The organism is Streptomyces sp. NPDC020917, from assembly GCF_044333795.1.
Lineage (GTDB): Bacteria > Actinomycetota > Actinomycetes > Streptomycetales > Streptomycetaceae > Actinacidiphila.
This window is the reverse complement of sequence record NZ_JBIRRR010000002.1, coordinates 188,812-212,892: the sequence shown is the minus strand read 5'-3', so window position 1 is coordinate 212,892 and position 24,081 is coordinate 188,812. Positions and strand designations below refer to the sequence as shown.

Genomic DNA, 24,081 nt, shown 5'->3' with positions numbered 1-24,081 from the left:
ACGTACCCCCCCCCCCCCCCCCCCCCCCCCCCCCCCCCCCCACCCCCCCCCCCCCCCCCCCCCCCCCCCCCCCCCCCCCGCCGGCGCGGGGGGGCCCCCCCGCCCCCCCCCCCCCCCCCCGCCGGCATGTGAGGCTGTGTCCATGCCTGTTGTGCGCGACCTTCGCGTGCTGCTGCGGCTGCCCGATTTCCGGCGGCTGCTCGCGGTACGCCTGCTGTCCCAGCTCTCCGACGGCGTCTTCCAGGTCGCGCTCGCTTCCTATGTCGTCTTCTCCCCGGAGAAGCAGACGTCGCCCGCCGCTGTTGCATCCGTCCTCGGCGTGCTCCTGCTGCCGTACTCGCTGCTCGGCCCCTTCACCGGCGTCTTCCTCGACCGCTGGCGCCGGCGGCAGGTGCTGCTCTGGTGCAACCTGCTGCGCGCCCTGCTGTCGTGCGGCACCGCCGGGCTGGTCCTGCTGCACGTGCCGGACTGGCTCTTCTATCTGTCCGCCCTGTCGGTGACCGCGATCAACCGCTTCGTGCTGGCCGGGCTGTCCGCGGCACTGCCCCGTGTGGTGGACGCACCCCGGCTGGTCACCGCCAACTCGCTGTCGCCGACCGCGGGAACGCTGGCGGCCACCGTGGGCGGCGGCGCCGCCTTCGTCGTCCACCTCTTCCTGTCCGAGGGCGCGGGCGCCGACGCGGCCACCGTGCTGCTGGCCGCGGTCCTGTACGCAGGGGCCGGACTGTCCGCGCTCGCTCTGGGCCGCGACCTGCTCGGCCCCGACTTCCAAGAGCGCGTCCCCCGGCTCGCGACGGCGGTCGCCTCCACCGGACGCGGGCTGCTCGACGGGCTGCGGCACCTGAGGCGCCGGCCGGCCGCACGGCGGGCGCTGGCCGCCATGACCGCCATGCGGTTCTGCTACGGCGCGCTCACCGTGATGCTGCTGATGCTGTGCCGCTACACCTGGTCGGACGCCTCCGACAGCCACCACGGCCTCGCCCTGCTGGGCCTGGCGGTCGGCGTGTCCGCGGCCGGATTCTTCACCGCGGCCGTCGTGACCCCCTGGACCACCGGGCGACTCGGCGTGGCCGGATGGATCACGTGCTGCTCCGCGGCCTCGGCCGTACTGTTGCCGCCGCTGGCCCTGCCGTTCCGGGTGGGTCCGATGATGGCCGCCGCGTTCGCCCTCGGAGTCACCACGCAGGGCGCGAAGATCGCCACCGACACCGTCGTGCAGACCCATGTCCAGGACCGTTACCGCGGCCGGGTCTTCTCCCTCTACGATGTCGCCTTCAACGTGGCCTTCGTGGGCGCGGCAGCGGTCTGTGCGCTGCTCCTGCCGCCGGACGGCCGCTCATCAGCAGTGATCATCGCGCTGTCGCTGATCTACGCAGTGGTGGCAGTCGCCATGACCCGCGTGGGCCAGCCGGCGCCGGACACTTCCGACACCGCCCTGCATCCGTAGGCCGGTGTTCGTAGGGGGACTTCGTGGCCACTCCGCCACCCATCGGTCAAGCACCCAACGGCATACCGCAGCACCCTTCGCCGTACCCGCCTCCGCAGGCAGGCGCCCCCGCCTCGGGCGCCCCTGTGACGGGTGGTCAGAACCCGTACGGCCAGAACCCGTTCACCCCGGGCAACCAGAACCCGTACGGTCAGAACCCGTACGGCGCCCCTCCGGCCGGGCAGGCCCCGCAGGGCCAGAACCCCTTCGCTCAGCCTCCCGCCGGACAGCCGCAGTACGGCCAGCAGGGGGCACCCCTGGGCGCCGGCGGCACCTGTACGTTCTGCGGGGGCTACCCCGCCGTGCGGGCCACCGTCCGCGGACACCAGGGCTTCCTGGTCATGATGCGGTTCCTGAAGCTCCCCGGGAACTTCTGCCGTTCCTGCGGGATGGCCACGTACCGCGACATGACCACCAAGACGCTCTACCAGGGCTGGTGGGGCATCGCCTCGTTCATCGTGACGCCGATCACCGTGGTGATGAACCTCATCACCCGCGGCAAGTTCAGCAAGCTGCCGCAGCCGACCGGCAGCGTGCAGCCGCCCCGGGACCCGGGCAAGCCCATCTACCAGCGGGCCGGCGCCCTCGGTGCTCTGGTTCCGCTCGGCGTGATCGTGGCGATCGTCGTCGCGGCCTCCCTGCCGGACCACAGCGCCAGCTCGGCGTCCCCGGGTGACTGCGTCAGCGTCACCGGCGGCGAGTACAACCCCGATGTGAAGGTCGTGGACTGCACGTCCACCGACGCGCGCTACACCGTCGTCAAGAAGGTCAGCGGCAACCACAACGGGGACGCGTGCAGCGAGGCCTACAGCGAGTACGACGAGAGCGGCTCGGACGACTTCGCTCTCTGCCTGAAGCCGCTGCACTGAGTCTGATCCGCTTCGGATCCGCGCGCGGCATCGCGAGCGATGTTCCACGTGGAACATCGCGGTTCCACGCTCAGCCGCGTGGAATGTTCCACGTGGAACATCGGCCGCCGGCGCTCACGGTGGCGGATCGGTCATGCAGACTCAACAGGGCCGGGGCGATGTTCCACGTGGAACATCGCCCCGGCCCTGTTGTCGATCCGCGCCGACCTGCTACTGCTGGGCAGCCCACCAGTCCCGGAGAGCGGCGGCGGCCGCCTCCTCGCCGAGCGGGCCGTGCTCCAGCCGCAGCTCCAGCAGATGCTGGTAGGCCTTGCCCACCATCGGGCCGGGCTTGAGGTCGAGGATCCCCATGATCTGGTTGCCGTCCAGGTCCGGGCGGATGGCGTCGAGCTCCTCCTGCTCCTGGAGTTCGGCGATCCGCGCCTCCAGGCCGTCATAGGTGCGCGACAGGGCGGCTGCTTTCCGCTTGTTGCGGGTCGTGCAGTCCGACCGGGTCAGCTTGTGCAGCCGGTCCAGTAGCGGCCCCGCGTCGCGGACGTAGCGCCGCACCGCGGAGTCGGTCCACTCCCCGCTCCCGTAGCCGTGGAAGCGCAGGTGCAGCTCCACCAGCCGGGCCACGTCCTTGATCATGTCGTTGGGGTACTTCAGCTGGGTCATGCGGGCCTTGACCAGCTTGGCGCCGACCACCTCGTGGTGGTGGAAGGAGACCCGGCCGTCGCTCTCGAAGCGCCGGGTCTTCGGCTTGCCGATGTCGTGCAGCAGCGCGGACAGCCGCAGGACCAGGTCCGGCCCCTCGGTCTCCAGGTCGATCGCCTGCTCCAGCACGGTGAGGCTGTGCTCGTACACGTCCTTGTGCCGGAAGTGCTCGTCCCGCTCCAGCCGCAGCGCCGACAGCTCGGGCAGCACGCGGTCCGCCAGCCCGGTGTCGACCAGCAGCCGCAGCCCCTTGCGCGGGTGCTCGGACAGCAGCAGCTTGTTCAGCTCGTCCCTGACCCGCTCGGCGGAGACGATGTCGATCCGGTCGGCCATCGCGCTCATCGCCGCGACGACCTCCGGGGCCACCTCGAAGTCCAGCTGCGCGGCGAAGCGCGCGGCCCGCAGCATCCGCAGCGGATCGTCGGAGAAGGAGGACTCCGGGGTGCCCGGGGTGCGCAGCACGCGGGCCGCCAGGTCGTCCAGACCACCGTGCGGGTCGACGAAGTGGGTGTCGGGCAGGGCGACCGCCATCGCGTTCACCGTGAAGTCCCGGCGGACCAGGTCCTCCTCGATGGTGTCGCCGTAGGAGACCTCCGGCTTGCGGGAGGTGCGGTCGTAGGCCTCGGAGCGGTAGGTGGTGACCTCCACCTGATAGCCGTCCTTCATCCCGCCGACCGTGCCGAAGGCGATGCCGACCTCCCAGACCGCGTCCGCCCACGGCCGCAGGATCTTCAGCACCTCCGCGGGGCGCGCGTCGGTGGTGAAATCGAGGTCGTTGCCGAGCCGTCCGAGCAGTGTGTCCCGCACCGAGCCCCCGACTAGGGCAAGCTGGAACCCGGCGTCACGGAAGCGCCGGCCGAGGTCCTCGGCGACCGGTGCGATGGTGTGGCGGGCCTGTGTGGTCTGGGCGGCGTTGCTGGCGTTCGGCACAACGTCAAAGGGTACGGGTCCGCGACGATCCGCGGCGCCCGGGTTTCACGCCCGTACGGGCGCGGCGGCCCTTCCGGATGATGGACTCTGTAGCACTCAGGCACAGCGGTGCTCGTTAACATGCGAGCACGCACTTCCGAAGTACCACGAACTATCGAAGACGACGAGGGACGGCGAACGCGTGGGCGAGGCGGCACAGGCACCCCGGACGGCTCCGCCTGCGCGCCGCCGGCGGTGGCTGCGGGTGACGGCGGCCATCTGCGGGGCCACACTCCTCACGGGCCTTCTCCAGGGTCTCCAGGCGACGAGCTCCCAGGCCGGGTCCCCGGCCAAGGCACCCATAGGTTCGCGCACCGCCGTCCTGTCGATCGACAGCCTCAGCCCGCGGGTGCCGACCAAGGACGCCACGGTCACCGTCTCCGGCACGATCAGCAACGCCGGGAAGACGCCGATCACCGACGCCCACGTCGGCGTGGAGATCGCCCCCGGCGGCCCGTTCCAGTCCCGCAGCGACATGAAGGCCGCCGCCGGCCACGTCGGGTACACCCGTCAGGCGGACGGCTCGGAGATCTCCGGCCAGACCCTCGGCGTCCCGACCATCCCGTCCGGCAGCACGGTCCCCTACACCCTCAAGATCCCGGTGAGCGCCCTCGACCTCGGCGACACCGGCGTCTACCAGTTCGGCGTCACGCTCACCGGGCAGGACACCGTCGAGCCCTGGCAGCACGTGCTGGGCATCCAGCGCACGTTCCTGCCCTGGTACGCCGACGGGGAGTCCGCCAAGCCGACCGAGATGACGTACCTGTGGCCGCTCACCGACCGGTCGCACATCGCCGCCCGCGGCGACACCGACACCGCGCAGAGCCCGATCTTCCTCGACGACGACCTCGCCAAGGAGCTGGCCCCGGGCGGCCGGCTGGACCAGATGGTGCAGCTGGCCAAGCAGCTCCCGGTGACCTGGGTCATCGACCCCGACCTGCTGGCGACCGTCGAGGCGATGCTGAAGAGCTACCGGGTGGCCGGCCCCGGCGCGGACCTGACCCACACCACGCCCGGCACCGGCACCGCCGTCGCCCGGCAGTGGCTGAACTCGCTGAAGACCGCGGTCGCGGGCGCCCAGGTGGTGGCGCTGCCCTTCGGCGACATCGATTTGGCCTCGCTGGCCCACCACGGCAAGTCCGTCTCCGGCATCACGAGCCATGTGAAGGACGCCACCGTGCTCGGCAAGAGCACCGTGGACACCATCCTGGGCGTGCAGTCCACGGCGAACGTCGCCTGGCCGGAGCAGGGCGCGATCGACCCCTCGATCGTCTCGGTGGCGCGCACCGGCGGCATGAACCGGGTCATCGCCCGCAGCGACACCTTCCCGGAGAACGACCTGTCGTACACGCCGACCGCGGCCCGCCCGCTGAGCGGCGGCGTCACCGGCGTGGTCTCCGACGCCTCGCTGTCGACCGCGTTCAGCGGCGACATGCTCCACGAGCAGAACGCCAACCTGGCGGTCCAGAGCTTCGTCGCGCAGACCCTGCTGATCACCATGCAGGCGCCGGAGAGGCAGCGCTCCCTGGTGGTGGCGCCGCAGCGGATGCCCACGGTGTCCCAGGCGCAGGCGATGGCCGAGGCGATCGCCACCACCGACTCCAGCCCCTGGACCCAGTCGGTCTACTTCGACGCCGCAGCCACCGCCCACCCGGACGCGCGCGCCTCGCACCGGGTGCCGTCATCGAGCGCCTACCCGTCGTCGCTGCGCAAGCAGGAGCTGCCCACCGACGCCTTCGAGCAGCTCGGTGTGACGCAGAAGAGCCTCAACGACTTCGTGGTGATTCTCACCATCAAGGACCGGGTGACGGTCCCGTTCGGCAACGCGATGCTGCGGGCGATGTCGACGGAGTGGCGCGGCGACCCCAAGGGCGCCGAGGGCTACCGCAACGCGATCGGTGGCTATCTGTACGACCTAATCAGCGCGGTGCACATCCTCCCGAAGAGCACGCTGACGCTGTCCGGCCGCAGCGGCACCATCCCAGTCACGGTCAAGAACGACCTCGGCCAGCCCGTCACCGGACTGGTGCTGCAGCTGCGCTCGGGCACCAACATCCGGCTGGAGATCAGCAACCCCGACCAGCCGATCACCATCGACGGTGGCCACACCCGTACCCTGAAGTTCCAGACCAAGGCCAACGCCAACGGCACGGTCAGGATCACCGCGCAGTTGTACACGCAGAACGCCACGGGACGCGCCTTCCCTGGCACACCCGTCCAGTTCGACGTCAAGATCACCAAGGTCACCGACCTGGTGATGCTGATCATCGCGGCCGGGCTGCTGCTTCTGGTGCTCGCGGGCGTACGGATCTACCGTCAACGGAAGCGGCAGGCTGCCGACGGCGACGACGGCGGCTCCGAGGACGGCAGCACTGGAGGCACGAACAACGGCGACGACGGCACCGGCGGCCGGGCCGGCGGCACGGATCCCGGGCAGCCGGGTGACGCTGCCGGGGACACCGGCCGGAACGCCCCGGAGCGGTCCCCGGCAGGTGAGAAGGTGGACGGATAGCCAGCGGACAATAAGGTGGGGCACTGATGAACGCGCCGTACGACGGTGATCGCGACGCTTCGGGCCACATGCCTCCCTCGCCCGAAGACGGTCCCACGCCACCTGACCCGTATCTGCAGAACACCTACGCCTACGATCCGTACCAGCAACAGGATCCGTCGGCGCAGGACCCCGTAGGAGAGGCGCTCTACGACCGGGCCGCGCACCCGCCGCCCCCGCCTTCCCCGTACGGCCAGCAGCACTGGCAGCAGGCCATGTATCCGCAGATGCCGTACAGCGACAACCCGGCGACCCAGTACCTCGGCATCGACGACTTCGTCGGGCAGACCGGTCAGTTCCCGGTGTACGACGCGTACCAGCACCTGTTCCGCGACCAGGCCCCGGACGGCTACGCGCAGCAGCCGCAGCAGCAGCAACCCCCGCAGCAGGACCCTCGGCAGGGCTACTACCAGCAGCCCGAGGGATACCCGCAGCAGCAGTACGGCCAGCCCCAGGACTACGCCCAGCAGCAGTACGGGCAGCAGCAGTACGGCTACGGCCAGATGCCCGCGGACAACGCCGGCACCGGGTACTCGGAGCCCGTCTACGAGGAGCCGCCCTACGGGCAGCCCACGTACTACCAGGGCACCGAGCAGCAGCCGTACGTCGAGCCGGATCCGCGCTACGCCGACCCGCGGTACCACCAGCAGGCCCCGGCGGCCCCGCCGCACCAGCAGCAGCCCTACCCGCCGCAGGGGTACCAGCAGCCGTACCCGCCGCAGGGTCAGCCGTACCCGCCGCAGTCGCAGACCGGCCCGATGCGGACGGTCGACGCCACCGGGCAGATGCCCGCCGCGGCACCGGCCGCGCCGGCGGCCGGCCGGGGCGGCAACATCCTCAAGTCCAGCGCGCTGATGGCCGCCGGCACCCTGGTCTCCCGGGTGACCGGCTTCGTCCGCACCCTGGTGATCGCGGCCGCGATCGGCGTCGCCACCCTCGGCGACTCCTATGCCGTCGCCAACACGCTGCCGACGATGATCTACATCCTCACCATCGGCGGCGGTCTGAACTCGGTGTTCGTCCCGCAGCTCGTCCGCGCGATGCGGGACGACGACGACGGCGGAGCGGCCTACGCCAACCGCCTGCTGACCGTGGTGATGGTGATCCTGGGCGGCATCGTCGCCGTCACCGTCATCGGGGCGCCGCTGCTGATCAAGCTGATGTCGGCGAAGATCGCCGCCAACCCGGACACCTACAACGTGGCGATCACCTTCGCCCGGTACTGCCTGCCGACGATCTTCTTCATGGGCGTGCACGTGGTGATGGGCCAGGTGCTCAACGCCCGGGGCAAGTTCGGCGCGATGATGTGGACCCCGGTCCTCAACAACGTCGTGGTGATCTTCACCTTCGTGATGTTCATCTGGGTATACGGCTCCTACAGCACGACCCACATGGACGCCACGACCATCACTCCGGAAGGCACCCGGCTGCTGGGCATCGGCACCCTGCTCGGCCTGGTCGTGCAGTCGCTGGCCATGCTCCCGTACCTGAGAGACGCCGGCTTCAAGTTCCGGCCGCGCTTCGACTGGCGCGGCCACGGTCTGGGGCACGCGGCCAAGCTCGCCAAGTGGACGTTCTTCTTCGTGCTGGCCAACCAGGCCGGCCTGATCGCGGTCACCCAGCTCGCCACCTGGGCCGGCTCCAACGCCGACAAGGACGGCTACCAGGGCACAGGCATCACCGCCTACAACAACGCCCTGCTGATCTGGCAGATGCCGCAGGCCATCATCACCGTGTCGGTGATGGCGGCGGTGCTGCCCCGGATCTCCCGGGCCGCGGCCGACAGCGACATCTCCGCGGTCCGCGACGACATCTCCTACGGCCTGCGCACCTCCGCGGTGGCCATGGTCCCGGCCGGCTTCGCCTTCCTCGCCCTGGGCGTGCCGATGTGCGGCCTGCTCTACGCCAGCACCGGCGCCGAGTCGGCACGGAACATCGGCTTCATCCTCATGGCGTTCGGCGTCGGCCTGATCCCCTTCTCCGTGCAGTACGTGATCCTGCGCGGCTTCTACGCCTTCGAGGACACGCGGACCCCCTTCTACAACACGGTCATCGTGGCCACCGTCAACGCCGCCGCGTCGGCGGTCTGCTTCCTGGTGCTGCCCTCGCGCTGGGCCGTGGTCGGCATGGCCTTCTCCTACGGCCTCGCCTACGCGGTGGGTGTCGGCGTGGCCGCCAAGCGGCTGCGCGCCCGGCTCCACGGGGACCTCGACGGACGGCGCGTGGTGCGCACCTACGCGCGGCTGATCGGCGCGTGCGTCCCGGCCGCCGCGATCGCCGGTGCCGCGGTCTACGTCATCACCAAGTCGCTGGGCAGCGGCGCGGTCGGGTCGCTGGCCTCCCTCGTCGTCGGCGGCGGCCTGCTGCTCGGGCTGTTCGTCCTGGCCGCCAAGCGCATGAGGATCCAGGAGATGACCGCGATGATCGGCATGGTGCGGGGGCGCCTCGGGCGCTGAAGCCCGTCCTCGAACGCCTGCTGGAAACTGCTGCGCAACCATCGCGGGCTGCCGCGTGTCGTGCATAGAGCCGGAGTGTGGGCACAATTGTCATCGGCTCGATGTGGGATCGCGCAATGGATGGGGAGGCAGGAACGACGGTGGCGGATCGGAGCACGGCCGCCGTCGGAGTGGCCAGTGAGGGCGGCGAAGCGCCCGGCGCTCAGCAGAGCGGTGCCACTCCCGACGGGACGACGAGGGACGACCAGACCAACGGCGAGCCCCAGGGCGAGGCGACCGAGACCACCGGCGAGGACCAGCGCGACCCCACCGCAGAACCTGACGAGAAGCCCGACGAGAACGTGCGCGAGGGCGTCGAGGACACGGACGACGACGAGGACCTCACCGGCAAGACCGGCGAGACGGCCCTGGACGCCGCTGACGACGCCGAGGACACCACAGTCGGGGCCATCACCCCGGACACCCCCTCCCAGCCCGGCAGCGCGGCGTCTGTGACCGTGGCCGCCGAGCCCGCCGCGGACGGCGAACCCGACGCCACGCAGAAGCTCCTGCCGGAGCCCGAGCCGGGCCCCGCTTCCCGGCCGGCCTCCGCGCCGGCGTCCAAGCCGGCATCCGCGGCCAAGCCCGCCCGCCCGGCCAAGCCCCCCAGGACGGAACTGCACAGCGGTCACAAGCTGGCCCGGCGCTACCAGTTGGAGGAGTGCGTCACCCGCGTCGACGGCTTCAGCAGCTGGCGCGCGGTCGACGAGAAGCTGCGGCGGGCGGTCGGCATCCACATCCTGCCCGCCGACCACAAGCGCTCACGGCAGGTACTCGCCGCGGCCCGTTCCGCGGCACTGCTCGGCGACCCCCGCTTCGTCCAGGTCCTCGACGCCGTCGAGGAGAACGACCTCGTCTACGTCATCCACGAGTGGCTGCCCGACGCGACGTCGCTCGCCGATCTGCTGGCCGTCGCCCCGCTGGAGCCGCACGAGGGCTACCAGATGGTCAGCCAGGTCTCCCAGGCCATGGCCGCCGCGCACCGCGAGGGGCTGGCACACCTGCGCCTCGACCCGGGCGCGGTGCTGCGGACCGTCTCCGGTCAGTACCGGATCCGCGGGCTCGCCGTCGCCGCCGCCCTGCGCGGGCTGAACTCCGACCGGCCCCAGCGCCAGGACACCGAGGCGATCGGCGCTCTCCTCTATGCCTCGCTCACCCAGCGCTGGCCCTACGAGGACGACGCCCACGGTCTGGCTGGGCTGCCCAAGGGCGTCGGCCTGGTCGCCCCCGACCAGGTGCGGGCCGGCATCCACCGCGGCCTCTCCGAGATCGCCATGCGCGCCCTGGTGAACGAGGGCGCGACGGCCTCCCGGGAGGAGCCGCCCTGCACCACGCCTGAGGAACTCGCCAAGGCCGTCGCCGGCATGCCCCGTATCCGGCCGCCGGAGCAGGCGCCGCCGAGCTACCAGCCGGCGGGCTTCACGCGGTTCCCCGCGTCCTCGGCTCCGCCGCACGGCGCCACCCGCGCTCCGGCGCCTGCCCCGGTCCCGCCCCCGGCGCTGCCCGGCCGCACCGGGCAGGTCCTCAAGTGGGCCGTGGCCGCGCTGGTGATCGTCGCCATCGGACTCGGCAGCTGGCAGCTCGCCGACGCCCTGAAGTCCAACGAGAGCCGGACACCGAAGCACACCCCCACCGGGCAGAAGGCCGGCGAGAACACCACGGCACCGGCGCCCAAGCCGATCCCGATCGTCACCGCCAAGGACTTCGACCCCCTGGGCGACCAGACCGAGTATCCGGACCTGGTGTCGAAGGTGTACGACCACGACCCCAGCACCTACTGGCAGACCAGCGCGTACTGGCGGGCGGACCTGGGCGGCCTGAAGCCGGGTGTCGGCGTCATCGTGGATCTCGGGCGCGCCCAGAACGTCAGCAAGGTGCGGGTCGACATGGTCGGCACCACGTCCGTGCAGCTGCTGGCCGCCTCCGGGTCGGCATCCTCCATGCCGACGTCCCTCGACGCCTTCAGCAAGGTCGCCGAGACCTCGGGCGAGCAGGTGACCCTCACCCCCGGCACCAAGGTGACGTCCCGGTTCCTACTGGTCTGGTTGACCAAGCTCCCGGAGATCTCACCCGGCCAATTCCGTGGCAAGATCGGCGAGATCAGCGTGACAGGCTGAGCCGCAGTCGCCGGATCCCGGGGGGAGGGCAGCCATGGAGCAGAACCCGCTGGCGGATGTCGCCGATGCCGACCTCCTGGCTCGGCATGTCGCGGGTGACCGTGACGCCTTCGGTGAACTCGTACACCGCCATCGCGACCGCCTGTGGGCGGTCGCGATGCGGACCCTGGGAGACCGCGAGGAGGCCGCTGACGCCGTCCAGGACGCCCTCGTGTCCGCCTTCCGCAGCGCCCACACCTTCCGGGGCCAGTCGGCCGTCACGACCTGGCTGCACCGGATCACGGTGAACGCCTGCCTGGACCGCGTCCGGCGGGCGGCCAGCCGCCGTACCTCGCCCGTCGCGGACGAGCAGAACTTCGAGGCGCTCCTGGAGCCGCACGAGTCGGCCGAGGCGCCGGCCGAGCGGGACGAGTTGCACCGGGAGCTGATCGCGGCTCTGGCCACGCTGCCGGCCGAGCAGCGGGTCGCGCTGGTGCTCGTGGACATGCAGGGATATCCCGTCGCGGAGGCAGCCGCGGTGCTCGACGTTCCCACGGGGACGGTGAAGAGCCGCTGCGCCCGAGGGCGGGCCCGACTGCTCCCGCTGCTCACCCATCTCCGGATGACGGATGCGGGTAAGGGTGATCATCGCGGGGGAAGGAACCCGGCGGAGGGGAGTTCCGTCCCAGAGACGGGAACGGAAATGGGCGGAGGTGGCCACCGATGACGACGGGAAGTGACGCGCATCCCGAGGTCTCGGAGATCTCCGACTTCACGGAGGGCCTGCTGCGGCCCGAGCGGAGCTGCGAGGTCCAGGCGCACCTCGACGACTGCGACCTTTGCGGGGACGTCCTGCGGTCGCTGGAGGAGATCCGGGGGATGCTCGGCACCCTGCCGGGTCCCCAGCGGATGCCGGCTGACATCGCGGGCCGGATCGACGCGGCACTCGCCGCCGAGGCGCTTCTGGACGCCACGCTGCCGCATGTTCCACGTGAAACATCGGTGGGTGGGTCGACGGCATCGGCTCGGACGAACGGTGTTCCACGTGAAACATCGACGGCACCCCACGGCCGCCCTGGTGGGTCGGCCGGCCCGGGGCGCGGCGGGCGGTCCGGCGATCGGAGAGCTGCCTGGCGGCGGGGCGGCTTCCTCGCCGTAGCGGCAGCCGCCGGCATCGCACTGCTCAGCGGGGTGATCTACGCCATCGCCTCCGGGACCGGGGAGCAGAAGAACGCCGCCAGCAGCGCCCAGCGATCGGGAACGGTCGCGGGCGCCCAGGACACGGTCGGCACCCAGGTGCGGCAACTGCTGGACGAGGCGGGCGCCGGCGGGTCCACCAAGCACCCCTCCGGCACCGATCAGGGCACCACGCCGATGCTCCAGCCGAACAACACGGGGGCTCCTGTCGCACCGAAGGCGTCCCCGGCGGCCCTGCCCTCGTGTGTCATCAAGGCCACGCATCGCTCCCAGCCGCCGCTGGCCGCCGAACGTGAGAACTTCCACGGCACGGATGCGTATCTGGTCGTCCTGCCGCATCCGAACGACAGCAGTCAGGTGGACGCCTTCGTCGTCAACGCCTCCTGCACTCCCGCCAGCCCGGGAGCGGTGCTCTTCCAGGGAACCTATCCCCGTTAGGACGGGCGCCCGGGGCCTGGCGCGAGCGGCGCGCTGCCACGGGAATGCGGGACCCGTAGGATCCGTTAGGCAGGACGAGAGTCCAGCCAGGGCCCCCACCGCAGTTCGCAGAGACGAGGAAGACACCCGTGAGCGACGTCCGTAACGTGATCATCATCGGCTCCGGGCCCGCGGGATACACCGCGGCGCTCTACACGGCTCGTGCGTCCCTCCAGCCGCTGGTCTTCGAGGGATCGGTCACCGCCGGCGGTGCGCTGATGAACACCACCGACGTGGAGAACTTCCCGGGCTTCCGTGACGGCATCATGGGCCCGGACCTCATGGACAACATGCGCGCCCAGGCCGAGCGCTTCGGAGCGGAACTCGTCCCGGACGACGTCGTCGCCGTCGACCTGACCGGTGACGTGAAGTCGGTCACCGACTCCTCCGGCACTGTCCACCGGGCGAAGGCCGTGATCGTCACCACCGGCTCCCAGCACCGCAAGCTGAACCTGCCCAACGAGGACCAGCTGTCGGGCCGCGGCGTCTCCTGGTGTGCCACATGTGACGGCTTCTTCTTCCGCGACCAGGCGATCGCCGTGATCGGCGGCGGTGACACCGCGATGGAGGAGGCGACGTTCCTCTCCCGGTTCGCCGACTCCGTGAAGATCGTGCACCGCCGGGACAGCCTGCGGGCGTCGAAGGCGATGCAGGAGCGGGCGTTCGCCGACCCGAAGATCTCCTTCGTCTGGGACAGCGAGGTCGCCGAGATCCACGGCGATGGGAAGCTCTCCGGTCTGACCCTGCGGAACACCAAGACCGGCGAGACGTCCGAGCTGCCGGTGACCGGTCTGTTCATCGCGATCGGCCACGACCCGCGGACCGAGCTGTTCAAGGGCGTGCTCGACCTGGACGCCGAGGGCTACCTCACCGTCCAGTCGCCGAGCACCCGCACCAACATCCCTGGTGTGTTCGCCGCCGGTGACGTCGTCGACCACACCTACCGCCAGGCGATCACCGCGGCCGGCACCGGCTGTTCCGCCGCCCTGGACGCCGAGCGCTACCTGGCGGCTCTGGCCGACGCCGAGAAGGACGCGGCGAAGACCGCCTGACCCGAGAACTCCACCTCACCCCGCACGCATCACGACCCGAGGAGACTGCCGTGGCCGGCAACACCAAGCCCGTGACCGACGCGACCTTTGCCCAGGAGGTGCTCGCCAGCGACAAGCCCGTCCTGGTCGACTTCTGGGCCGAGTGGTGCGGCCCGTGCCGCCAGATCGCCCCCTCCCTGGAGGCCATCGCGGCGGAGCACGCGGACGCCATCACCATCGTCAAGCTCAACATCGACGAGAACCCGGTCACCGCGGCGAAGTACGGCGTGATGTCCATCCCGACGCTCAACGTCTACAAGGGCGGCGAGGTCGTGAAGACCATCGTCGGCGCGAAGCCCCGTGCCGCCCTGGAGCGTGACCTGTCCGACTACATCGGCTGAACCTGAGGCCGGGCTCCCGCAGCTACGACAGAGGCGGGGGGGGGGTGGGGGGGGGGCACCCCCCCCCCCCCCGCGGCGGGGGGGGGGGGGGGGGGGGGGCGCGGGGGGGGCGGGGGGCGGGCCCCCCCCCCCCCCGCGCGCCCCCGCCCCCCCCCCCCCCCCCCCCCCCCCCCCCGCGGGGGGCCGCGCCCCCCCCCCCCCCGCGGGGGGGGGGGGCCCCCCCCCCCCCCACCCCCCCCCCGCCTCTGTCATGTCGGAGGTCAGAGCGGGCGCAGCGCGGGCTCCTTCTGGACGGCACCCAGCAGCCGGTCGATCGCCATCTCGACGTCCTCCTTCCAGGAGATCGTCGAACGCAGCTCCAGCCGGAGCCGGGGATAGCGGTGGTGAGGCCGGACGGTCTTGAAGCCGACAGCGGTCAGATGGTCGGCGGGCAGCATGCACGAGGGGCCGGACCACTTCGCATCTCCGAATGCCTCGATGGCCTTGAAGCCCCGGCGGACGAGATCCTTGGCGACCGTCTGCACCAAGACCCGGCCCAGCCCCTGCCCCTGGTAGCCGGGCAGCACCCGGGAGGTCATCAGCTGCACGGCGTCGGGGGAGACCGGGCTGGTGGGGAAGGCGGTGGAGCGGGGGACGTAGGCGGCGGGGGCGTAGAGCACGAATCCGGCGGGGACCTCGTCGACATAGACGACCCGGCCGCACGAACCCCACTCGAGGAGAGCCGCGGAGATCCAGGCTTCCTTCTCCAGCTCGGGCTTGCCGGCCTGGACGGCCGCCTCACCGCTGACGGGGTCGAGCTCCCAGAAGACGCAGTTCCGACAGGGCTTGGGCAGATCCGGAAGGTTGTCCAGGGTGAGCGGTACGAGCCGACGTCCCATCGGGCCCAGACCCCATTTCTGTCGCGAACCGAACAGCCCGCTGGCACCCCGGCGATCCGCGCCGGGGTGCCCGTGTGTCATTCGGCTTCGTCCTCGTCGACCTCGTCGTCGAGCTTGTTCTCCAGGACTCGGCCTTCGCCCGGGGCCATCGCCCCCAGGATGCGCTCCAGATCCTCTATCGAGGCGAATTCCACGACGATCTTTCCGCGCTTTTGGCCAAGGTCGACCTTCACGCGGGTGTCGAAGCGGTCGGAGAGCCGGGAGGCGAGGTGGGTGAGGGCCGGTGAGACCCGCCGGCCGGCACGCGGTCCTGCTGCCTTGCGAGCCGTCTTGGGCTCGCTGTTCATCAGGGTGACGATCTCCTCGACGGCCCGGACGGAGAGGCCCTCGGCCACGATCCGGTGAGCCAGCCGGTCCTGCTCTTCGACATCCTCGATGGCGAGCAGGGCCCGGGCGTGCCCGAAGGAGAGCACCCCGGCGGCCACCCGGCGCTGGACCGGGGCGGACAGCTTCAGCAACCGCAGCGTGTTGGAGACCTGGGAACGGGACCGGCCGATCCGGTCGGCGAGCTGCTCGTGGGTGCACGAGAAGTCCCGGAGCAACTGGTCGTAGGCCGCGGCCTCTTCCAGCGGGTTCAGCTGGGCCCGGTGCAGGTTCTCCAGGAGGGCGTCGAGGAGAAGCTTCTCGTCGTCGGTGGCCCGCACGATCGCCGGGATGCGCTCCAGACCGGCGGCCTTGCAGGCGCGCCAGCGGCGCTCACCCATGATCAGCTCATAGCGCTCCGCGCCGATCTGCCGCACCACCACCGGCTGCAGCAGACCCACCTCCTTGATGGAGATGATCAGCTCGTTCAGGGCGTCCTCGTCGAACACCTCACGTGGCTGGCGTGGGTTCGGGGTGATGGACTCCGGGAGCAGCTCCGCGAAGTAGGCACCGGAGGCCGGGATCTTCATCCCGGACAGGTCCGGCTCTGTTTCACGTGAAACAGGGATGTCCACCACGGGCGGCGTCGCGTCCGGGGTCCGACGGTCCGTCAGGCCCGCCACCTTGGCGGCCGCGACACCGCGTTCCGACGTCAACACCGGTGTACTCGCGGGCGCTGCGCCGGTCGATGGCGGCCCGGCCGGGATCAGCGCGCCGAGACCACGGCCGAGCCCTCTGCGTCGATCACTCACTGGATCCCCTCCGACATGCTGTGCGGGTTGTGCTCGTTGTGCTGTTCTTCCTGCGCTTCGTACTCGACCGCCACATTGCCGGGCAGGCCACGAAGCGCCATCTCCCGGGCCGCCTCCAGATACGACAGGGCACCGCTGGATCCCGGGTCGTAGGTGAGGACGGTCTGGCCGTAGCTGGGGGCCTCCGAGATCCGGACCGAGCGCGGAATGCTGGTCCGCAGCACCTCCTTGCCGAAGTGCGTACGGACCTCCTCGGCGACCTGCGACGCGAGCCGGGTCCGGCCGTCGTACATGGTCAGCAGGATCGTCGAGACATGCAGCTTGGGGTTGAGGTGAGCGCGGACCAGGTCCACGTTCTTCAGCAGCTGCCCGAGCCCCTCCAGCGCGTAGTACTCGCACTGGATCGGGATGACCACCTCGGCGCCGGCGACCAGTGCGTTGACGGTCAGCAGTCCGAGGGAGGGCGGGCAGTCGATCAGGACGTAGTCCAGCGGCTGCTCGTAGGCGGCGATGGCCTTCTCCAGCCGACTCTCGCGGGCGACCAGGGAGACGAGTTCGATCTCGGCACCGGCCAGGTCGATGGTGGCGGGGGCGCAGAACAACCCCTCGACATCGGCCACCGGCTGGACCACCTCGGACAGCGGCTTGCTCTCCACGAGGACGTCGTAGATCGACGGGACCTCGGCATGGTGGTCGATCCCCAAGGCCGTCGAAGCGTTGCCCTGCGGGTCGAGGTCGATCACCAGCACCCTGCCGCCGTGCAGCGCCAGAGAAGCGGCGAGGTTCACCGTCGTCGTGGTCTTCCCGACGCCGCCCTTCTGGTTGGCGACCACCATGACTCGGGTCTGGGCAGGACGGGGAAGGCCCTCACCAGTGCGGTTCAGTGCCTCGACGGCCAACTGAGCGGCGCGACCGATGGGGGTGTCATCCATGGGAGGCAATGTTTCACGTGAAACATCACCCCCGAACCCCGGGGGCCCAGCAAGGGGTCCCCCGGCTTGTTCAGCTGAGCGGGGACCGGGGACCGGATCGGCCATCGGCCCCGCGATGTTGGCGTCGGACCGCAAGGACTCACACTCCTCGACTTCAGGCTCGCAATGAGAAGAGCCTGCCATGCCCGAGGGGTGCTGAACCAGCGAGCCCCGGCCAGCTGTGGACAAATCACGAGAACTATCCACAGGGCCAGTCGTTTTAGCAGGTTTATTGGCGCGGGCCTCGGCCGCAGCACGGCCTCGGCTGAGGACTCCAGGAAGCAGTGAGCGACGTTTCACGTGGAACACGATGCACAGCACACCGACGCTATATCCGGAGACACTCCGAATTGCGCACTTTTGCCCGTTTGTATGGCGTAGAACGATCGGTGAAGGAACACGCCGTGCGAGTGGCGCTGCGCCAACGCAGCGCCACCACGGTCAGCGCCACGATCAGCGGCGCCGACGGCCGCCGGGGTTCCGTGTCGCCCGGTTGGCCCTGGCCGCCTTGGCCTTACGGGTCGCCGCCCGCACGCCGCCGGGGCTCTCGCCCACCAGCACCCGCACCACCGTGGACATCGGGTCCACCACGCCCTCGCCCACCTGCACCACATGGGCTTCCACCGCGCCGAGCCGGCTCAGCGCCGCCCTGGCCGCCTTGAGCTCCTCCAGTGCGGTGTCGCCCTTGAGTACCGCCATCTCACCGTGCGGCCGGAGCAGCGGCAGACCCCAGCCGGCCAGCCGCTCCAGCGGTGCCACGGCCCGGGCGGTCACCACGTCCACCGGAGGCAGCTTGCCCAGCACCTCCTCGGCGCGGCCGCGGACCACCGTCACGTTCTCCAGGCCCAGCAGCTTGACCACCTCCTCCAGGAAGGTGGTCCTGCGCAGCAGCGGTTCCAGCAGGGTGATCTGCAGATCGGGCCGGGCCAGCGCGAGGGGGATGCCGGGCAGCCCCGCGCCGGAGCCCACGTCGCAGACCGACACCTCGGGGTCGATCACCTCGGAGAGCACCGCGCAGTTCAGCAGGTGCCGCTCCCACAGCCGCGGCACCTCACGCGGGCCGATCAGGCCGCGCCGGACGCCGGCGTCCGCAAGCAGCTCGGCGTAGCGGACCGCGTCGGCGAGCCGGTCGCCGAAGACCTCGCCGGCCGCTTCCGGTGGCACCGGAAGCTCCGCTGCTGCCTCCGTCACGGGGGCCGTCCTTTCCTTCGCTGGGATCCTTGGCTGGGACATCCGGGGCTCCGGAGTCCTGGGGTCGACTTCCAGGCTTACAAGATTCGGCCCCGCCTGCGAACAGACGGGGCCGACGGGGCAGGCACGGGCCGGTCAGACCGGGAGGACGACCACCCTGCGCTGGGGCTCCTCGCCCTCCGACTCGCTGCGGAGGCCGGCGGCGGCCACAGCGTCGTGCACGACCTTGCGCTCGAACGGGGTCATCGGGTCCAGCTTGACCGGCTGGCCGGTCTCCTTGGCCTCGGCCGCGGCCTGGGCGCCCAGCTTGGCCAGCTCGGCCCGCTTGCGGGCGCGGAACCCGGCGATGTCCAGCATGAGCCGGCTGCGCTCACCGGTCTCGCGGTGCACCGCGAGACGGGTCAGCTCCTGGAGCGCCTCCAGCACCTCGCCGTCCCGGCCGACCAGCTTGTTCAGGTCGCGGCTGGAGCCGTCGCCGATGATCGAGACCGAGGCGCGCTCGCCCTCGACGTCCATGTCGATGTCGCCGTCGAGATCGGCGATGTCGAGCAGGCCCTCGAGGTAGTCGGCGGCGATCTCACCCTCCTGCTCGAGGCGGGTCAGGGTGGCGGACGAGCCGCCGTCGGGTGCCGTGCTGGTGTTGACGTCGCTCACGCCTGGACTCTCCTCTTACTTCTTCTTCGACAGGTTGCTCGGCTTGCCCTTGGAGCCCGCCTTGGGGGCACCCGGCTTGCCGGAGCCCGCCCGCGGAGCACCCGCACGCGGCGCCCCGGACGCCTTGCCACCCGAGCCGGAGCCCTTGGCGCCGCCGCCACCCGGCTTCTTCGCGTCGCCCGGCTTCTTCGCGTCGCCCGCCGGCGTCTTGGTACCGCCCTGCTCCTTGGCGCCGTCATCCGTCTTCTGGGCACCGGAGCCCGGAGCGTGACCGCCGCCGTGACCGCCGCCGTGCCCGCTGCCCTGGGGACCGGTCCGCTGGGACTTCGACTGCCGCTTGGGCTGGGTGCGGTTGGCGCGAGCGGTCTCCACCGCTTCCTTGGCCGCGACCTCCTCCGGCGACTCCACCAGCTTGCCCTTGGCCCGCAGCCGCTCCTGGCGCTGCTGGAAGGCCAGGCTGCCCGGGGTGGGGTTGCGGCGGATGACGACCATCTGCTGGCACATGGTCCACACGTTGGTGGTGAGCCAGTACACCAGGACACCGACCGGGGCGATGATGCCGAAGCCCGCGAAGATCAGCGGGAACACGTACATCAGCATCTTCTGCTGCTGCATGAACGGCGTGTTCACCGACATGTCCACGTTCTTGGTCATCAGCTGGCGCTGCGTGTAGAACTGCGACGCGGACATCAGGACGATCATGATGATCGTGACGGTGCGGACCTCGGTCACCGTGGCGCCGAGGTGGGCCAGGGTGGTCGAGTTGTCCAGGAACTTCGCCGGCAGCGGGGCACCGAAGATGTGGGCCTTCTGCGCGCTCGCGACCAGGTTCTCGTGGATCACGCCGACCGGCTTGCCCTTGGCGATGTTGCTGAGCACGTGGTACAGCGCGAAGAAGAACGGGGACTGCACAAGGATCGGCAGGCACGAGGAGAGCGGGTTGGTGCCCGTCTCCTTGTACAGCTTCATCATCTCTTCGGACTGACGCTGCCGGTCGTTCTTGTAGCGCTCCTGGATCGCCTTCATCTTGGGCTGGAGCGCCTGCATGTTCCGCGTCGACTTGATCTGCTTGACGAACAGCGGAATCAGGGCCGTGCGGATCAGCACCACCAGGGAGACGATCGACAGACCCCACGCCCAGCCACTGTCCGCTTGGAAGATCAGGCTGTAGAACGAGTGGAACTGGACGATGATCCACGAGACGGCGTCGTAGAGGGGGTTCAAGATCCCCACGGTCAGGCTCCTTGTGCGTGAGAGGGTCCGGTGGGCTCGGGCGTGACGGGCCCGTCGGAGCCGCCCCGCAGGTAGCGGCGCAGCCGATCGTGCCATGGCGGTCGCTTACGCGGCGGGACATGGTCCACGCCGCCCGGCGACCAGGGGTTGCATCGGAGGATGCGCCACGCGGTCAGGGCGGTGCCCTTGATCGCGCCGTGCCGGTCGATGGCCGTGTAGCCGTAGTGCGAGCACGAGGGGTAGTACCGGCACACCGGGCCGAGCAGTGGGCTGATCGTCCACTGGTACAGCTTGATCAGTGCCAGCAGCGGGTATTTCATGGGGCCACCCTCCCCTCGGCTTCGCCATGGGTACTTCTCCCCAGCAGCCGCTGGAGTGCGGCATCCAGGTCGAGGGCCAGCTGTGTATGGTCCGCACTGCTCGCTCCGGGCAGTGCGCGTACTACCACCAGGCTACCGGGGGGCAGCAGTGACAGACGGTCCCGGACGAGATGACGCAGGCGACGCTTGACCAGGTTGCGCTGAACCGAGCCGCCGACGGCCTTGCTCACGACGAAACCCGCACGCGCCGGGGGTGTGCTCCCCCCAGGCACATGCGGGTCCGTGGCGTCACGACGCAGATGGACGACCAGCAGCGGGCGGCCCGCCCGGCGTCCGCGGCGAACCGCCGCTGCGAAGTCCTGGCGCCGCCTCAGCCGATTCTCGGTGGGCAGCACGGCCTCATCCTGAGATGGTCAGGACGATCAGGCGGACAGGCGGGCGCGGCCCTTGCTGCGGCGGGTCGCGAGGATCGCGCGACCGGCGCGGGTGCGCATACGCAGACGGAAGCCGTGGGTCTTCGCGCGACGGCGGTTGTTCGGCTGGAAGGTGCGCTTGCTCACTCGGGGGCTCCAGAGAAGAAATCGTGTCCTGCGGAACGTCGCTTGGCTGTCACCGTTCGCCCACGAAAGCTCGCGGACCAGAGGTGTACCGCTTTGACGATCTCCCGGGAGCACCCCGGAGGACCTTCGCCCATCGGTAGGCAGGCGGCAGCAGCCATCGACAACTCGACCTCGATACGGTACGTGCGGCTAGGCCATCCGGTCAAACCCGGACCCGCCCGCCCCGTCATTTGTACACACCCTGTGGACAACGACTTGAACCGCGCCTGCCGCCCTGACTACCGTGGCTGAACTCCGTACTCTTCCCGCCCGTTCCCAGAACCACACTTTCGCGGGAGTTCTCAGCACCGAACAGCGACCGAGAGAGCGTGCACTGTGGCCGACGTGACTGCCGATCTTGCCGCAGTGTGGCCGCGGGTTCTCCAGAAGCTGCTCGTGGACAGCGAGGACCTCAAGCCCAAGGACGCGGAGTGGCTCAAGCGGACCCAGCCGCTGGCCCTGGTCGCCGGCACCGCGGTGCTCTCGGCGCCGAACGAGTTCGCCAAGAGCGTGCTGGAGGGGCGGTTGCTCCCGCTGATCACCGATGTGCTCAGCCGTGAGTTCGGTCACTCCGTCGGGATCGCGATCGCGGTCGCGTCCGGCGGCGACCAGGACGGACCGCCGCCGGGCCCGCCGGCGCCCGTGCAGGAGCACGTCGAGCGGCCCGACCCCTACGCCCACCCCGAGCAGCGCCCCGACCCCTTCGCGCACGGCGACCGCCAGGACGGCGACGGGTCCGACGGCCCGCGGATGCGCCCGGCCTACCCGGAGCACCAGGACTGGCAGCAGCCGCGGCTCGGCAGCTGGGGCGTGCCCGCGCCGTCCGGCTTCGACGGCCGCGACCCCTACGACAGCCGGCGTGACGGATACGACAGCCGGCGCGACGGCTACGACTACCCGACCGTCCCGCACCAGAGCCAGCACCCGGGGCATCAGGCACACCAGCCCTACGTGCCGCCGCCCGCCGCGTACCAGCAGGGCGGACCCGGCGCCGGGAACGAGCCGTCCGGCCCCGCGGGCGGCGCCGGCGGGCGCGACGGCCAGGACCCGCTCGGCGGGCCCGGCGCACACCGGGGTCCCGGACTCCCGGGGATGCCCGGCGGCGGCCCCCACGGCGGCCCCGGCAGCCACCTCGGCGGTCCGGGCGGCGCCGGAGCCCACGGTCACGGCGGTCCTGGCTCACCGGGCGGCGTCGGCGGCTCCGGCTCGTCCAACGGCTCGGTGGAGCCGACCGCCCGGCTGAACCCGAAGTACCTCTTCGACACCTTCGTCATCGGCGCCTCCAACCGCTTCGCGCACGCCGCGGCGGTCGCGGTCGCCGAGGCGCCGGCCAAGGCGTACAACCCGCTGTTCATCTACGGCGAGTCGGGCCTGGGCAAGACGCACCTGCTGCACGCCATCGGGCACTACGCGCGCAGCCTCTACCCGGGCACCCGGGTGCGGTACGTGAGCTCGGAGGAGTTCACCAACGAGTTCATCAACTCCATCCGCGACGGCAAGGCGGACGCCTTCCGCAAGCGGTACCGGGACATGGACATCCTGCTGGTCGACGACATCCAGTTCCTGGCGCAGAAGGAGTCGACGCAGGAGGAGTTCTTCCACACCTTCAACACCCTGCACAACGCCAACAAGCAGATCGTGCTCTCCTCCGACCGGCCGCCCAAGCAGCTGATCACCCTGGAGGACCGGCTGCGCAACCGCTTCGAGTGGGGTCTGATCACCGATGTCCAGCCGCCCGAGCTGGAGACCCGGATCGCGATCCTCCGCAAGAAGGCGGTGCAGGAGCAGCTCAACGCCCCTCCGGAGGTGCTGGAGTTCATCGCCTCGCGGATCTCGCGCAACATCCGCGAGCTGGAGGGCGCGCTGATCCGCGTCACCGCGTTCGCCAGCCTCAACCGGCAGCCGGTCGACCTGCAGTTGACCGAGATCGTGCTCAAGGACCTGATCCCGGGCGGCGACGACTCGGTGCCGGAGATCAGCGGCACCGCGATCATGGCGGAGACCGCGGCCTACTTCGGGCTGGCGGTGGAGGACCTGTCGGGGTCGTCGCGCAGCCGCGTGCTGGTCACCGCCCGGCAGATCGCCATGTACCTGTGCCGGGAGCTGACCGATCTGTCGCTGCCGAAGATCGGCGCGCTGTTCGGCGGCCGCGACCACACGACAGTGATGCACGCCGACCGCAAGATCCGCTCGCTGATGGCCGAACGGCGCTCGATCTACAACCAGGTGACGGAGCTCACCAACCGCATCAAGAGCTGAGCGCACGCGCCACGGGCCGGCCGCACGCCACGGGCCGGCCGCACGCCGCGAACCGGCCGCACGCCGCGAACCGGCCGCGCGCACCCCTGCACACCCCCTGCACATCACCGCGCCCCGGGAGTCCAACTCCCGGGGCGCTTCCTGTTGTTCACCCGCGCGGACACCCGCTGTTCGATTAACGGTCGCTCGCACCCGCTTCTCCACAGGTTGGGGGCGATGCGGCTGTCCACAGGCTGGGGACACCGGAGTTGTCCCGATTCCCTCCACAGCGCACCCTCGCCACGGGCCGTCCGCGCAGCTCAGCCGGTTGGGGATATGTGGGCAACCCGAATCCACAGACTGTGGACGGATCGGACATCCCCCAGGGGGAGTTGGCGGTTGTCCACCGCCTGCCCACAGGATGCCCGGGGTTGTGCACAGCTCAGACCCGCTTCTCCACATCTTTGTCCACTGTTCGGCAACGTAATGCCCTCTGTCCCACCGGAGAGTGAAAGGCGTCACACCAAGGAGGTGGGTTGCCCTGGGGAGAACCT

Annotated in this window: 20 protein-coding genes; 10 read left to right on the top strand and 10 right to left on the bottom strand. The window is 70.6% G+C overall.

Features of this window, described 5'->3' with window-relative positions; all coding sequences use genetic code 11:
* Window positions 1-142 precede the first annotated feature (142 nt).
* Window positions 143-1,447: an MFS transporter gene (locus ACH4TG_RS04865; protein ID WP_398240723.1), complete on the top strand. Its 1,305-nt coding sequence runs from the start codon at window positions 143-145 to the stop codon at window positions 1,445-1,447.
* Window positions 1,448-1,572: 125 nt separating this feature from the next.
* Window positions 1,573-2,355, top strand: coding sequence for a hypothetical protein (locus ACH4TG_RS04860; RefSeq protein ID WP_398240722.1), 783 nt, complete (start codon window positions 1,573-1,575; stop codon window positions 2,353-2,355).
* A 210-nt stretch (window positions 2,356-2,565) separates the two neighbouring features.
* On the opposite strand, the gene ACH4TG_RS04855 is transcribed toward ACH4TG_RS04860, so the two are convergent.
* Window positions 2,566-3,981, bottom strand: coding sequence for a CCA tRNA nucleotidyltransferase (locus tag ACH4TG_RS04855; RefSeq protein WP_398240721.1), 1,416 nt, complete (start codon window positions 3,979-3,981; stop codon window positions 2,566-2,568).
* Between the two features lie 244 nt (window positions 3,982-4,225).
* On the opposite strand from ACH4TG_RS04855, the gene ACH4TG_RS04850 reads away from it, so the two are divergent.
* The 7 genes from ACH4TG_RS04850 to trxA all read left to right on the top strand — a co-directional run bounded on the left by ACH4TG_RS04850 (window position 4,226) and on the right by trxA (window position 14,268).
* Window positions 4,226-6,532 carry a DUF6049 family protein gene (locus ACH4TG_RS04850; RefSeq protein WP_398240720.1) on the top strand — a complete coding sequence of 769 codons (2,307 nt, stop codon included), beginning with the start codon at window positions 4,226-4,228 and terminating at the stop codon, window positions 6,530-6,532.
* A gap of 26 nt (window positions 6,533-6,558) precedes the next feature.
* On the top strand, window positions 6,559-9,027 hold the full coding sequence (gene murJ, locus ACH4TG_RS04845) for a murein biosynthesis integral membrane protein MurJ (protein WP_398240719.1): 2,469 nt from the start codon (window positions 6,559-6,561) through the stop codon (window positions 9,025-9,027).
* 449 nt (window positions 9,028-9,476) lie between these two features.
* On the top strand, window positions 9,477-11,183 hold the full coding sequence (locus ACH4TG_RS04840) for a protein kinase family protein (RefSeq protein WP_398241181.1): 1,707 nt from the start codon (window positions 9,477-9,479) through the stop codon (window positions 11,181-11,183).
* 34 nt (window positions 11,184-11,217) lie between these two features.
* The gene (gene sigM / locus ACH4TG_RS04835; RefSeq protein ID WP_398240718.1) at window positions 11,218-11,889 is read left to right on the top strand and encodes an RNA polymerase sigma factor SigM; all 672 of its coding nucleotides are present in this window, start codon (window positions 11,218-11,220) and stop codon (window positions 11,887-11,889) included.
* Window positions 11,886-12,797 (top strand): hypothetical protein, encoded by a 912-nt coding sequence (locus tag ACH4TG_RS04830; RefSeq protein WP_398240717.1) that lies wholly within the window; start codon window positions 11,886-11,888, stop codon window positions 12,795-12,797. The genes sigM and ACH4TG_RS04830 overlap by 4 nt, the downstream gene beginning before the upstream one ends.
* Before the next feature lie 128 nt (window positions 12,798-12,925).
* The gene (trxB, locus tag ACH4TG_RS04825) at window positions 12,926-13,888 is read left to right on the top strand and encodes a thioredoxin-disulfide reductase (protein WP_398240716.1); all 963 of its coding nucleotides are present in this window, start codon (window positions 12,926-12,928) and stop codon (window positions 13,886-13,888) included.
* Window positions 13,889-13,938: 50 nt separating this feature from the next.
* Entirely contained in the window at window positions 13,939-14,268 is a 330-nt protein-coding gene (trxA, locus tag ACH4TG_RS04820; protein WP_398240715.1) for a thioredoxin, read from the top strand.
* A 260-nt stretch (window positions 14,269-14,528) separates the two neighbouring features.
* Here the strand turns inward: trxA and ACH4TG_RS04815 are convergent, their stop codons facing one another.
* From ACH4TG_RS04815 to rpmH, 9 genes are all read right to left on the bottom strand, one after another.
* Window positions 14,529-15,146, bottom strand: a complete 618-nt coding sequence (locus tag ACH4TG_RS04815) for a GNAT family N-acetyltransferase (protein ID WP_398240714.1) — start codon at window positions 15,144-15,146, stop codon at window positions 14,529-14,531.
* Window positions 15,147-15,223: 77 nt separating this feature from the next.
* Window positions 15,224-16,321, bottom strand: coding sequence for a ParB/RepB/Spo0J family partition protein (locus tag ACH4TG_RS04810; protein ID WP_398240713.1), 1,098 nt, complete (start codon window positions 16,319-16,321; stop codon window positions 15,224-15,226).
* Window positions 16,318-17,436 carry an AAA family ATPase gene (locus ACH4TG_RS04805; RefSeq protein WP_398240712.1) on the bottom strand — a complete coding sequence of 373 codons (1,119 nt, stop codon included), beginning with the start codon at window positions 17,434-17,436 and terminating at the stop codon, window positions 16,318-16,320. The genes ACH4TG_RS04810 and ACH4TG_RS04805 overlap by 4 nt, the downstream gene beginning before the upstream one ends.
* 309 nt (window positions 17,437-17,745) lie before the next feature.
* Window positions 17,746-18,483 (bottom strand): 16S rRNA (guanine(527)-N(7))-methyltransferase RsmG, encoded by a 738-nt coding sequence (gene rsmG, locus ACH4TG_RS04800; protein WP_398240711.1) that lies wholly within the window; start codon window positions 18,481-18,483, stop codon window positions 17,746-17,748.
* Between the two features lie 135 nt (window positions 18,484-18,618).
* Window positions 18,619-19,137 carry a protein jag gene (locus ACH4TG_RS04795; RefSeq protein ID WP_398240710.1) on the bottom strand — a complete coding sequence of 173 codons (519 nt, stop codon included), beginning with the start codon at window positions 19,135-19,137 and terminating at the stop codon, window positions 18,619-18,621.
* A gap of 15 nt (window positions 19,138-19,152) precedes the next feature.
* Entirely contained in the window at window positions 19,153-20,370 is a 1,218-nt protein-coding gene (yidC, locus tag ACH4TG_RS04790; protein WP_398240709.1) for a membrane protein insertase YidC, read from the bottom strand.
* A 2-nt stretch (window positions 20,371-20,372) separates the two neighbouring features.
* The gene (gene yidD / locus ACH4TG_RS04785; protein ID WP_075016398.1) at window positions 20,373-20,690 is read right to left on the bottom strand and encodes a membrane protein insertion efficiency factor YidD; all 318 of its coding nucleotides are present in this window, start codon (window positions 20,688-20,690) and stop codon (window positions 20,373-20,375) included.
* On the bottom strand, window positions 20,687-21,085 hold the full coding sequence (gene rnpA / locus ACH4TG_RS04780; protein ID WP_398240708.1) for a ribonuclease P protein component: 399 nt from the start codon (window positions 21,083-21,085) through the stop codon (window positions 20,687-20,689). The genes yidD and rnpA overlap by 4 nt, the downstream gene beginning before the upstream one ends.
* Before the next feature lie 27 nt (window positions 21,086-21,112).
* Window positions 21,113-21,250 carry a 50S ribosomal protein L34 gene (gene rpmH / locus ACH4TG_RS04775; RefSeq protein WP_003975051.1) on the bottom strand — a complete coding sequence of 46 codons (138 nt, stop codon included), beginning with the start codon at window positions 21,248-21,250 and terminating at the stop codon, window positions 21,113-21,115.
* A gap of 375 nt (window positions 21,251-21,625) precedes the next feature.
* Here rpmH and dnaA point away from each other — a divergent pair, with 375 nt between their 5' ends.
* Window positions 21,626-23,548, top strand: coding sequence for a chromosomal replication initiator protein DnaA (dnaA, locus tag ACH4TG_RS04770; protein ID WP_398240707.1), 1,923 nt, complete (start codon window positions 21,626-21,628; stop codon window positions 23,546-23,548).
* Window positions 23,549-24,081 lie beyond the last annotated feature (533 nt).

Bases quoted from the DNA above. Each gene is read 5' to 3' on its own strand.
- ACH4TG_RS04865 (WP_398240723.1), top strand. From the start codon at position 143: ATGCCTGTTGTGCGCGACCTTCGCGTGCTGCTGCGGCTGCCCGATTTC.
- murJ (WP_398240719.1), top strand. From the start codon at position 6,559: ATGAACGCGCCGTACGACGGTGATCGCGACGCTTCGGGCCACATGCCT.
- sigM (WP_398240718.1), top strand. From the start codon at position 11,218: ATGGAGCAGAACCCGCTGGCGGATGTCGCCGATGCCGACCTCCTGGCT.
- ACH4TG_RS04830 (WP_398240717.1), top strand. From the start codon at position 11,886: ATGACGACGGGAAGTGACGCGCATCCCGAGGTCTCGGAGATCTCCGAC.
- ACH4TG_RS04815 (WP_398240714.1), bottom strand. From the start codon at position 15,146: ATGGGACGTCGGCTCGTACCGCTCACCCTGGACAACCTTCCGGATCTG.
- ACH4TG_RS04805 (WP_398240712.1), bottom strand. From the start codon at position 17,436: ATGGCAGGCTCTTCTCATTGCGAGCCTGAAGTCGAGGAGTGTGAGTCC.
- yidD (WP_075016398.1), bottom strand. From the start codon at position 20,690: ATGAAATACCCGCTGCTGGCACTGATCAAGCTGTACCAGTGGACGATC.